The 12,353-nt window shown below is 61.1% G+C and carries 8 protein-coding genes; all 8 read left to right on the top strand.

What is annotated here, in order from left to right; genetic code table 11:
- Positions 1–77: 77 nt before the first annotated feature.
- The 8 genes from CRP40_RS16990 to CRP40_RS16955 all read left to right on the top strand — a co-directional run bounded on the left by CRP40_RS16990 (position 78) and on the right by CRP40_RS16955 (position 11,616).
- Positions 78–1,100, top strand: a complete 1,023-nt coding sequence (locus CRP40_RS16990; RefSeq protein ID WP_027914986.1) for an AraC family transcriptional regulator — start codon at positions 78–80, stop codon at positions 1,098–1,100.
- A gap of 75 nt (positions 1,101–1,175) precedes the next feature.
- Entirely contained in the window at positions 1,176–5,657 is a 4,482-nt protein-coding gene (locus CRP40_RS16985; protein WP_081728206.1) for an NEL-type E3 ubiquitin ligase domain-containing protein, read from the top strand.
- 124 nt (positions 5,658–5,781) lie between these two features.
- Positions 5,782–7,428 (top strand): AMP-binding protein, encoded by a 1,647-nt coding sequence (locus CRP40_RS16980; RefSeq protein ID WP_027914984.1) that lies wholly within the window; start codon positions 5,782–5,784, stop codon positions 7,426–7,428.
- A 13-nt stretch (positions 7,429–7,441) separates the two neighbouring features.
- Positions 7,442–8,209: an SDR family NAD(P)-dependent oxidoreductase gene (locus CRP40_RS16975; RefSeq protein ID WP_027914983.1), complete on the top strand. Its 768-nt coding sequence runs from the start codon at positions 7,442–7,444 to the stop codon at positions 8,207–8,209.
- A gap of 11 nt (positions 8,210–8,220) precedes the next feature.
- Positions 8,221–9,414, top strand: a complete 1,194-nt coding sequence (locus tag CRP40_RS16970) for an acetyl-CoA C-acyltransferase (RefSeq protein ID WP_027914982.1) — start codon at positions 8,221–8,223, stop codon at positions 9,412–9,414.
- 8 nt (positions 9,415–9,422) lie between these two features.
- Positions 9,423–10,550 carry an acyl-CoA dehydrogenase gene (locus tag CRP40_RS16965; RefSeq protein ID WP_027914981.1) on the top strand — a complete coding sequence of 376 codons (1,128 nt, stop codon included), beginning with the start codon at positions 9,423–9,425 and terminating at the stop codon, positions 10,548–10,550.
- Positions 10,551–10,563: 13 nt separating this feature from the next.
- The gene (locus tag CRP40_RS16960; protein WP_027914980.1) at positions 10,564–11,337 is read left to right on the top strand and encodes an enoyl-CoA hydratase; all 774 of its coding nucleotides are present in this window, start codon (positions 10,564–10,566) and stop codon (positions 11,335–11,337) included.
- 39 nt (positions 11,338–11,376) lie between these two features.
- The gene (locus CRP40_RS16955) at positions 11,377–11,616 is read left to right on the top strand and encodes a hypothetical protein (protein ID WP_027914979.1); all 240 of its coding nucleotides are present in this window, start codon (positions 11,377–11,379) and stop codon (positions 11,614–11,616) included.
- The last annotated feature ends 737 nt before the right edge of the window (positions 11,617–12,353 follow it).

The following is a 12,353-nucleotide window of genomic DNA, read 5'->3' as shown; positions in this document are numbered from 1 at the left end:
GGGCCTGTGGTGATCAAATGCTAGCCTTTTGGCGCTGTGGTCCTAAGATGGCTGCATTCGAGCAAACTGGGCCGTCAATGAGCGACAAGGACACTATCTCCATCGAACTGGTACGCGAGGCGTTGTTGCAGGCTTGTCATCAAGCAGGCGACGCGCCTCTGGTGCTGCGCAAGGCAGGCATCGAGCCGCATCTGCTCACGATGCCAGGTGCGCGCGTGCCGGCAACTGCTTACGCACGCCTCTGGCGCCTGCTGGCGCGGCGCTGCAACGATGAGTTCTTTGCCATGGACCCGCGCGGGCTACGCAGCGGCAGCCTGGCATTTCTCTGCCGTGCCAGCAGGGGACAACCGACGATCGGAGCAGGTATCGAAACCGCACTGGCTTTCCTGTCGTTGACCCTGGATCATCTACAGCCCCACTTGATTCGGCAGCAAAGCCTGGCCGAGATCGTCATCGTCGAGCCCTGTGATGAGCCTCGACGAGCATTCACTTACTTCACATTCTGGATGATCGTCCATGGTGTAGCGTGCTGGCTGGCAGGGCGTCGCATCCCGATCCTGGCCATCGAGTTGCGCTGCACCGAACCTGCGTTCTGCGATGACTACCGTGTCATGTTCTCGGAAAACCTGCAGTTCTCGCGCCCGCGCACCCGCATGATCCTGGCAGCCGACTGCTTCGATCAGCCCATCCGGCGCAGCGACGATGAGCTGCACCGTTTTCTGGCCCAGGCGCCGGCCAATATCCTGGTCAAGTATCGGGACCCTGACAGCCTCGCTCGACGCATTCGACGCGATCTGAGCGAGCGCGACCCAGCGTCGTGGCCCGATGCGAATGAACTTGCCCGCCAGTTATGCCTGTCGGCCTCCACGCTACGGCGCAGGTTGGCAGAGGAGGGGCATAGCTATCAGGCCCTCAAGGACAGCGTGCGGCGTCAATTGGCTATCAGCTGGCTGGCTCAAGAGCAGGTGGGGATGCTGGAAATTGCAGCGCGTCTGGGCTTCGCCGACAGCAGTTCGTTCTACAAGGCCTTCCGCAAGTGGTTTGGTTGCAATCCGGGTCACTATCGAACGTTGGCCCTGGGTGCAGGGAAGGTCGGTTAGGTGGGGTTTCCGTGTGCCAGTCGCTGAGCGCCCATCACACAGTCGAGGTTGAATCAGCATCGACAGGACTACACGATGACAGCTTCTCTCACGACCGCTCCCGGCCCGAATCCCTCCTCTGCAAAGGTCGCCAGCGCTACACATGACTTCATAGCCGCGCGCCTACCTGAGTGGCTCAAGCGGGGTTCTCCCGCTCAACTCAACCGGCTGCGTGATCGCTTCAAGGCCCACCAGGGCAGCCAGGAGCGTGTGCGCGCCTTTACTCGGCGGTTGATTCCACTGCAAAGCTTCGCTGAGCTGCATATGCAGAGGCTGGTTGCACACCTGCCGGGCAGTCCGGCCCTGGATGCGCTGCAGTGGCGGGAGATACGGCGCAATTTCAAGGTCCCGCATGGCATGGTCCTGCCTGTCGATGAGGTCATCGAGGTGAGAGAGCCTGCCGTCTTGCGCCTGATGCAGAATTTTAACGAGCAGGCCAGCTTCTATCTGGGCACCGGTTTGGTGAGTACAGGTGAAGACGCCCTGCTCACTGCGGGCACGGATGCACTGGTGCAAGCGTGCCGGGACCTGGATGCGGGCGGGCGTTACCAGAAGCTCTTGTCGCAGGTATTCACCGATGACACCTGCCAAGCGCTGATTGCAGACAAGCGAGCGGCGTTTGCGTTGGCCACCGAAGTGGCGGCGCTGCGCGGTGATTTAACGGCAAGACAGCAGATTGCGTTGGCGGGCTTGGCAAACGATGAGGTCTCTCACGCTGAGCTGGGTGCCTATCCGGGTATGCTGAGCATGCTGGGGCATACCCTGAGCGATGTCGTAGTCGTCCAGTTGCGCGATCGGCAAGGTGTGGATCGAGGGATCGTACTCTACAGACCCAGCGATCCGGGCCAGGCATTGCGCCATTTCACGTCCATTCAGGAAATGAACACCGTGCTCGCGGCCGCTCTGCAGAAGGAGGATTACCGGGCTTACTTCAGTCAGTTGGTGTCTGTGGAAGAGCGCGCACGCTTCCTCGATACATTGAGCAAGCGCTTGAGCGACGCCGTGTCTGACCTTTCCCTTGAAGGCGTCACGGGACCTGAGGATATCTTCTCCAGGCTGGTCGACCAACAGGTTCAGCGAATCAAAGACGACGCCCGTCTGCTGTTGGTACCCACCGCACAGGTGGACCGAGACGCCTCTGAAGCGCGACGCAAGCAGTGGCGCTCGTTGGGCTGGAATCTGGTCAACCTGGCCGGGCTTTTCATACCTGTGGTGGGCGCGATGCTGCTTGGGCAGTTGGTGGTGCAAACGCTATCGGAAGTCTTCGAGGGTGCAACTGATTGGTATCACGGTCATCAGCACGAGGCTCTGGAGCAGATGCTTGGCGTGGCCGAGACGCTGGCGGTGACTGCGGTTGTCGGCGCCGGAGCCAATATTCTGGCCAGAGGCTATGCGGCCACTGATTTCGTAGAAGGGCTGGAACCCGTGCGCGGGGTCGATGGGAAATCGCGGCTATGGGCCAACGACCTCAAGGTCTATGCCAGCTTGCCGGAGGACCCGCAATTGCACAGCGACGGTCTGTACAGGGACTGGGGGCGAGCCTTTTTCCGTAGTGGCAAACGTTATTTCCAGGCGCATCGCCCTGATCCAAATGAGCCATGGCGCTTGCGTCATGCTCGGCGTCCGGCAGGCTTTGGGCCGGTTCTGGAGCACTTCGGCGAGCGAAGCTGGCAGTTGAACGCTGGTCGAGCAGTGGAAATGGATCAGCCTGATCTCATGCTTGAACAGCTTTGGCCTCAGCCTAGATCGCTCACTCATCAGCAGGCCAGCAGGGTGATGCAGGCCGCCGGAATGGATGTCGCGGCACTTCGCGGGTTACTGGTGGAGGCGCGGGACATTCCAGCCAGTTTGTGTGACAGCCTGGAGCGTTTCGAAGCCAATGCGCGTGTCAGCAGGTTTTTTACCGCCCTTCAACACGGTGCGAGCCCGCGAGATGAAAGCGCGTTGGTGCAGTGGTGCCTGGAACAAACCGGTAGCGGTAGCCTTGTGCAGCTGCAGGAAAACCTACTTGAGCATGCAGATCGCTTACGTGGGCTAATGTTCCAGCACCTGTGCCAGGTGCCAGCGGTCGATGACCCGTTGTCGGCCGTCATCAGAACAGGCATGCCGGGTTTGCCCGAGCGTTACGTTCAAGCGTTGGCCGCGGACGTAGGGCGAACCGAGCGCGATCTTGCTCTGAGCATGGGAAAACTGCCGTTGCGTTGCCTACGCCAGGGTGCTTCGTTGCTGCGTGTTGCCAGGTTGACCCGGGCCATGTGCGGTGTGTACCTCCCTAACGCTTACTGCGATGAAGCGGGCGAACTCGCGTTGGCCCTGCTGCAGCGATTGGATGCATGGCCGGCCCGTCACATCGAGCTCTGGACAGACGGCCCGGGTGCGCGCCGGATTGCGGCGGTAGGTAATCAGTTGCCGGGCGCCAATCTGGTCAAGATCGTTCACAAGGAGGGGCGTTTCCGGGCGATCGAAGAGCCAGAAGCAGGCTATGGAGCCGTGGTCGATGAGTCGAACGACTTCTACCAGACGCTGCTCGCATTGCTGGAGCCTTCCCAGCGTACTGCGCTTGATCTGGATGGCGATCACGCTGCCTCGACCTTGCGTGATCGCCTGATTGAGCAGTTGCCTGAAACGCACGCCGAAGTCGAGCAACTGCTGGGCTGGCCTCGACAAGATCGTTGGTTCAATCCAGGCCGTCGTATGCCCGACGGTCGCATAGGCTACCCACTCAGTGGTAGCCCGGCTCGACGACGTAACCCCGACAGCCTACTGCGAAGCCGTTTGCGCAACCTGTACCCTGGCCTGGACGACAGTGCGATCGACAACCGTTTGGCGCGTTTGCTTACAGGCCCTCATACTGCCTATGACGCCTTGCTGGAACTGGAAGAGGACCATGCTGACCTTGAAAGACACCTGAGCCGCTGGACAGGCTTTGAGTCCAATCCGGCCCGTCAGCGGACTCGTCGACAGGTCGCCGATCAGATCCGCCGCGCCTGGCGACAGATGGGCGAACCTCTGGGCGATGAGACGGCTGGTCAACGGCTGAGCATTATCAACCTGAATGTCGGCAGTCTCCCTGAACTGCCTGCCCATATCGAGTTCGAGCTGACACGCTCATTGGTCATCCGTGATGTGCCGATCACGCATATGCCTACTGGGTTCCTTTCAAGCTTCACCCGCTTAAGAGAGCTGAACCTGAGCAGCACCGGCCTGCTCGGCGTGCCTACAGAAGTCGCCTACCTGGTCGATTTGCGCACCCTGCGCCTGGCACGCAACAACATTCGGCTGAACGATCAGGCCTTGAACGCATTGACCCGCCTGCCGCAGTTGACTCACCTGGATCTGAGCTACAACCCGCTGGGGGCATTCGAGATGCGCTATAACCAGTTGACGCGCCTTGTCGAATTGAACTTGCGTCGCTGCAGGTTGGGTGCGTGGCCCTCGGGGTTGGAGTTGTGCAGCACCTTGGAACGCGCCGACCTGCGTGACAACCTCTTGCACGTTGTGCCAGCGGAAATTGTACAGCTGCCACATGCCCGCCGAATGGGTTTCATGGTGGAGCGAAACCGGTTGAGCAGTGTCGAGATGCAGCGGCTGTTTGCCCTTGATTCGATCGCCGAGCATTTCCATCTTCCCGAGCCACGGCGCGTAATCGACCGGCAGGTGACCCGTGATCTATGGCTCGATGCAGGCGATCCGCATTTGCGCGTCAGCCGTCAGGCCCTTTGGTCACGCTTGGTGGCTGATCCGGGCAGCGATGGTCTGGTACGGTTGCTGGGGCTTCTCGGGGATACCGGCGACTACGACACTGCACCGTTCCAGCTGGCGGAGCGAGTGTGGGCATTACTCGAAGCAGTTGACGCAAACGAGCAGCTGCGCCAGAGAATCCATAGTCTGGCTCGCCTGCCGTTAACCTGCATGAACACCGTTGCTGATCGGTTCAGTGAGCTTCAAGTCAGAGCACTTATCGATAGGTCTGAGCACAACGTCGCGCCGGAGCGCGGTAATGAGCTATTGGGTATCGGGCAGCAACTGTTTCGTCTGGACCGGCTTGAGCAGGTCGCCAGGCGAGATGTGTTGCAGCGCCTCGCAGCGCTGGAGAGGGTGGATCAGGCTGCCGTCAGCCTGGCTTACCGTGTGAGGTTGCGGGCTCGCCTGAACCTGCCGTGTCAGCCCCATAGCATGCTCTACGCCGATGCTGCCGAGCTGACCAGCACTCAGCTTGAGAACGCCTACCGTGAGGTGATCGCAGCGATGACCCCTGATGCGCTGTCGATGAGCCTGTCCCAACGTGTGTTCTGGGCGAATTATATCCATGAGCGGCATACCGAGGTGTTCGAGGCGCTGCACGCTCAGTTCGCCGCACGTCGATCGGCATTGGCCTTGCGACAATCAACGTTGGATGCCATCGATTATCAGCTTCTGCTAGACAGCCTGGACACCGAACAAGCCACTCAGGACCAGTCGCTGGTGTTCGAACTGACTCGGCAGTTTCTTATAGGTCGCGAACGCGGATTGTCTTAACCGCCGTTGTGGCCAAACCGATCATTCACAATGAATGGTTTGGCCATTGTGGTTACCCCTGAGCGGCGCGAACATCGTCCTGACTTGACAGTGCACTCCAACAATAAAAAGCAGGAGTCTGACGATGCGTGATTACGCCGAGGCCGTTCGCTCGTTCCATTACCTTGGGGCCGCGCAGGCTGCCCTGCAGGGCGAACTGCAGGCCCTCAACGCCTGTGTCGAATGTTGTGATCGCCACACTGGCTTCGACAAGCTGGCCCTGAACTGGCTGGACAGCGAAGGCAACTGCGAACAGATGAGTTTCGACAACCTGCAGGCACTGGCCACCCGCTTTGCCAGTGTCTTGCGCGCCCACGGGGTGAGTGCGGGCGACCGTGTAGCGGGGCTGTTGCCGCGCACCCCGCAACTGTTGATCACCATTCTAGCCACCTGGCGTCTGGGTGCCGTTTATCAGCCGTTGTTCACCGCCTTCGGGCCTGCTGCCATCGAACATCGACTGCACCAGTCGCATGCCCGTGTCGTGGTGACTGACCGCAGCAACCGGATAAAGCTCGATGACGTACACGGCTGCCCGCTCACGATAACGGTCGATGCCCGTGACGGCGAGCTGGACTTCCAGGAGTGCCTTGAAAACGCCTCGCCTGAATGTGAACCGGTCATGCTCACAGGTGACGATCCCTTCCTGCTGATGTTCACATCCGGAACCACCGGCCCTGCCAAACCCCTTGAGGTCCCGCTACGGGCCATCGTAGCGTTCCAAGGCTACATGCGTGATGCCATCGATCTGCGCCCAGAGGATAGGTTTTGGAACCTGGCGGACCCAGGCTGGGCCTACGGACTTTATTACGCAGTGACCGGGCCGCTTTCACTCGGGCAGGCGACCACCTTCTACAACGGCCCCTTTAGTGTCGACAGCTGTACGAAGGTCATTACCCAGCTGGGCATCAACAACCTGGCCGGCTCGCCAACGGCCTTTCGCCTGCTCATTGCAGCCGGTGATCAGTTCAGCACCCCAGTCAAAGGACGCCTGCGCGTGGTGAGCAGTGCAGGAGAGCCGTTGAACCCTGAAGTGATCCGCTGGTTCGCCGAGCATGCCGGGGTAACCATTCATGACCACTATGGGCAGACGGAGCTGGGCATGGTGCTGTGTAACCATCACGGCCTGGCCCACCCGGTGCACGTGGGATCTGCAGGTTTTGCCATACCGGGGCATCGCATTGTCGTACTCGATGAGCAGGGACGCGAACTGCCCGCCGGTCAGCCGGGTATCCTGGCGGTGGATCGCGAACGATCGCCCCTGTGCTGGTTCGCCGGTTACCACGGGCTGCCAACCAAGGCCTTCGTTGGCAAGTACTACCTGAGCGGCGACACCGTCGAACTGAACCCCGATGGCAGCATCAGCTTCGTCGGGCGCAGCGATGATGTAATCACCACGTCCGGGTATCGGGTTGGGCCCTTCGATGTGGAGAGCGCACTGATTGAGCACCCGGCCGTCATCGAAGCGGCAGTGGTCGGCAAGCCTGATCCTGAACGCACCGAGGTGATCAAGGCATTCGTGGTGCTGGCCACGGGTTACGGCCCCAGCGCCGAACTTGAAGAGCAATTGCGCCAGCATGTCCGCCAGCGCCTCTACGCCCATGCCTACCCCAGAGAAGTCGAGTTCGTCAGCGAGTTGCCGAAGACACCCAGCGGCAAGCTGCAACGCTTCATCCTGCGCAATCAGGAAGTAGCTCGACAACACGCGCAGCTCGCCACCACGGCCGGCGTTTGAGAGGAAACCGATCATGCAAATAGCCAACAAACACTTCATCGTCAGCGGCGCAGCCTCCGGTCTGGGCGCCGCTACCGCGCACATGCTGATCGAGGCAGGCGCTTCGGTCATGCTCGTGGACCTCAACGGCGACGCCGTGCAAGCCAAAGCCCACGAGCTGGGCGAGCGCGCGCGCTTCAGCGTGGCCGACATCAGTGACGAAGCCGCTGCGCAGGCGGCCGTATCGGCGGCACTGGCAGCGTTCGGTAGCCTGCACGGTCTGGTGAACTGCGCAGGCATCGTGGGCGCTGAAAAGGTAGTGGGGAAGCAAGGCCCGCACCGTCTGAGCAGTTTTGCCCACGTCATCAATGTCAACCTGGTGGGCAGCTTCAACCTGCTGAGGTTATGTGCCCAGGCCATGGCCGAGGGAGGGGCGGACGACGCAGGCGAGCGGGGCGTGATCATCAACACGGCCTCCGTCGCGGCCTACGACGGCCAGATCGGGCAATGTGCCTATGCAGCGTCCAAAGGGGCCATTGCCAGCATGACGTTGCCCGCCGCGCGCGAGCTGGCGCGTTACGGTATTCGTGTAATGACAATCGCGCCAGGCATTTTCGAAACGCCGATGATGGCCGGGATGACGCCCGAGGTTCGTGACTCGCTCGCAGCGGGTGTGCCTTTTCCTCCGCGGCTTGGGCGTCCAGAGGAATACGCGGCGCTGGCGCGCCACATCATCGAGAACAGCATGCTCAATGGTGAGGTCATCCGTCTGGACGGTGCCTTGCGCATGGCAGCCAAGTGAGGGTTACACCCATGAACACCCGCGAAGATCCCATCGTCATCGTCAGCGCAGTACGAACCCCGATGGGTGGATTACAAGGCGAGCTTAGCAGTCTCTCTGCCGTGCAGTTGGGCAGCGCGGCCATTGGCGCCGCGATTGAGCGCGCGGGCGTGGAGGCGCACAGCGTCGATCAGGTGCTGTTCGGCTGCGTGTTGCCGGCTGGCCTTGGCCAGGCGCCGGCGCGTCAGGCTGCACTGGGTGCTGGCCTGGGCAAGCACACCACCTGTACCACGCTCAACAAGATGTGTGGGTCCGGCATGCAGGCCGCCATGCTCGCCCATGACCTGCTGGCGGCAGGCACCGCCGACATGGTGGTCGCCGGCGGCATGGAGAGCATGAGCAACGCCCCCTATCTACTGGACAAGGCCCGCGGCGGTTACCGCATGGGCCATGGCAAGGTGATCGATCACATGTTCATGGATGGTCTTGAGGACGCCTATGACAAGGGTCGCTTGATGGGCACGTTTGCCGAGGACTGTGCCCAGGCCAATGGTTTCAGCCGTAAAGACCAGGACGATTTCGCCATCGCATCGCTTACCCGTGCCCAACAGGCCATCCTCAGTGGCCGCTTTGCGGATGAAATCGTGCCGGTAGAGGTGACGCAAGGCAAGCAACGCCGTCTGGTCAAAGACGATGAGCAGCCGCCCAAGGCACGCCTGGACAAGATCGCCCAATTGCGCCCGGCGTTTCGAGACGGCGGTACGGTGACGGCTGCCAACGCCAGCTCCATTTCCGATGGTGCGGCAGCGCTGGTGCTGATGCGTCGCTCCGAGGCGCACAAGCGAGGCCTGAAGCCGATGGCGATCATCCACGGCCATGCGGCCTTCGCCGATGCCCCGGCCCTGTTTCCGACCGCGCCTATTGGGGCCATCGACAAGCTGATCAAGCGTACGGGATGGGCGCTGAGCGATGTCGACCTGTTCGAAATCAACGAAGCGTTCGCGGTTGTCACCCTGGCAGCCATGAAGCATCTGGACCTGCCCCACGATAAGGTCAACATTCATGGCGGCGCTTGCGCCTTGGGCCACCCGATCGGCGCCTCAGGGGCGCGCATTCTGGTCACCCTGTTGCATGCCCTGCGCCAGAACAACCTGCGTCGTGGGGTGGCGGCCATCTGCATTGGCGGTGGTGAAGCCACGGCCATGGCTGTCGAATGCCTGGAGTGAGGTGAACCATGCTGGTCAACGAGGAACAACAACAAATCGCCGATGCTGTGCGCAGCTTTGCACAGGAACGGTTGAGACCGTTTGCCGAACAATGGGACAAGGACCATCGGTTTCCGCGCGAAGCCATCGAGGAAATGGCAGCGCTCGGCTTGTTCGGCATGCTGGTGCCTGAGCAGTGGGGCGGCAGCGACACCGGTTATGTGGCCTATGCCATGGCCTTGGAGGAGATCGCTGCCGGCGATGGTGCGTGCTCGACCATCATGAGCGTGCACAACTCGGTAGGGTGTGTGCCTATTCTGCGTTTTGGCTCGGAGCAGCAAAAGCGCGAGTACCTGACGCCGCTGGCAACCGGCGCCATGCTTGGGGCGTTCGCCCTGACAGAGCCTCAGGCAGGCTCCGATGCCAGCAGCCTGAAAACCCGTGCGCGCCGCGAGGGCGACGACTACGTGCTCAGTGGCAGCAAACAGTTCATCACCTCCGGCCAGAATGCCGGGGTGGTGATCGTGTTCGCCGTGACGGATCCGCAGGCAGGCAAGCGCGGCATCAGCGCGTTCATCGTGCCGACCGACGCACCGGGGTATCAGGTGGCCCGCGTCGAGGACAAGCTCGGCCAGCATGCGTCCGACACCTGTCAGATCGTGTTCGAGAACGTGCGCGTGCCTGTGGCCAACCGACTGGGTGAGGAGGGTGAAGGCTACAAGATTGCCTTGGCCAATCTCGAGGGCGGACGCATCGGCATCGCGGCGCAGTCCGTAGGCATGGCGCGCGCCGCGTTCGAAGTGGCCCGTGACTATGCCAAGGAGCGGCAGAGTTTCGGCAAACCGCTGATCGAGCATCAGGCCGTGGCTTTCCGGTTGGCGGACATGGCAACCCAGGTCGCCGTCGCCCGGCAGATGGTGTTGCACGCTGCCGCCTTGCGCGATGCGGGGCAGCCTGCGCTGATGGAAGCGTCCATGGCCAAGCTCTTTGCCTCGGAAATGGCCGAGAAGGTTTGCTCACATGCCTTGCAGACCCTGGGCGGTTATGGCTATCTGAGCGACTTCCCGCTGGAGCGCATCTATCGTGACGTGCGGGTTTGCCAGATTTACGAAGGCACCAGCGATATTCAGCGCATGGTCATTGCGCGCAATCTTTGAAGGAGCAGACCACATGGCATTCGAAACCATCCTGTTGGACATTCATGGCAAGGTTGGCCTGATCACGCTCAATCGCCCGCAGGCGCTCAACGCCTTGAACGCGCAGATCGTCAGCGAACTGAACCAGGCCTTGGATCAGCTTGAGCGCGACCCTGGCATTGGCTGCGTGGTGCTCACAGGTTCGGCGAAGGCGTTTGCAGCTGGCGCAGACATCAAGGAAATGGCTGAGCTCAAATACCCGCAAATCTACGTGGACGACCTGTTCAGCGATGCCGACCGCATTGCCAATCGGCGCAAGCCGATCATTGCCGCAGTGTCGGGGTTTGCGCTGGGCGGTGGTTGTGAACTGGCGATGATGTGCGACTTCATTCTGGCGGGTGACAATGCCAAGTTCGGTCAGCCGGAAATCAACCTGGGGGTGTTGCCGGGCATGGGTGGAACGCAGCGCTTGACCCGTGCGGTGGGTAAGGCCAAAGCCATGGAGTTGTGCCTGACCGGTCGCCTGATGGGTGCTGAGGAAGCGGAGCGCTCAGGGCTGGTGGCGCGTGTCGTGCCGCAGGACGAGCTGTTGCAGGAGGCGCTGAACGTGGCCGCCACCATCGCTGCCAAGTCCATTCCGGTGAGCATGATGGTCAAGGAGAGCGTCAACCGCGCGTTCGAGGTCACGCTCAGCGAAGGTGTGCGGTTCGAGCGGCGAGTGTTTCATGCGGCGTTCTCGACCGAAGATCAGAAAGAGGGCATGGCCGCGTTCATCGCCAAGCGTGAAGCGCAGTTCAAGGATCGTTGACAGGGGGCGTTTTGCAGTGATTTGCACGGTGGTTCAAGGATGAAGAGGCGTCGCGCTCAGGGTGATGCCGGTGCGATAGTGTGGGTGGTCCTGTTTGTTGCTGCGCTTGGCCTGTGGGCGTCTCGCTACCCCAGCATGATCGAGCGCAGGGTTGAAGCGCGCAAGGCGCAGCAACAGGCGGTCCAGCCTGAGCGGCGCGTCTCCGAGACGACCGTTGAGATCATGTTGCCGGACGGGCGGCGTCTGCGGCAGCTGGAATCGGAGGCATTGACCAAATAGCCTAAGTGGTTTGCAATCCTTGATGCTGATGCTGATGCTGATGCTGATGCTGATGCTGATGCTGATGCTGATGCTGATGCTGCCATTGCCATTGCCGTTGCCGTTGCTCTTGCTTCTAAGCGCGCGATAGTCCAGGCGCCACAGATCGCGACTTCAGGAGGCCGAGCGCAGGGCTTGCGGAGGGAGGTGACGGGCATGGATGCCCGTCAAGCGCTGGGCCCCAGGATGGGGCCTGCAGCGCGGTCCTCCCGGGAGCAAGCCCGGAGCGAGGGAACCCCGGAGCGTAGCGTAGGGGCCGGATGATAGGAGCAGGCGGTTTTTGCTTACTTTTTGACAAGACAAAAAGTGAGCCGCCGTAAGGGCGGAAGGGTGACTGTGCGCCACCCGCGCCAATGAATACCAACTCAATATATGCGCCAACGCTTTGAGGTTTGAGGTTTGAAGTTGGAAGTTTGATTGGGTTTGTGTGGGTATTTGTGGGTATTGATAGAGGGCATAGTCCATTTGCGATGGCGACGCTTAATCACCTTTTCGCCCTTACGGCGAGTTACTTTTTGTCAAACGCCACAAAAAGTAACCAAAAAAGGCTGCGCTCCATTCATACGGCCCCTACGCTGCGCTTCGGGGTTCCCTCACTCCGGGCTTGCTCCCGGGAGGACCGCGCTGCAGGCCCCATCCTGGGGCCCAGCGCTTGACAGGCATCCATGCCTGTCACCTCCCTCCGCAAGACCTGCGTT

Source organism: Pseudomonas sp. URMO17WK12:I9 (genome assembly GCF_900230165.1).
GTDB classification, from domain to species: domain Bacteria; phylum Pseudomonadota; class Gammaproteobacteria; order Pseudomonadales; family Pseudomonadaceae; genus Aquipseudomonas; species Aquipseudomonas fulva.
This window is presented reverse-complemented; position numbering and strand designations above follow the sequence as displayed.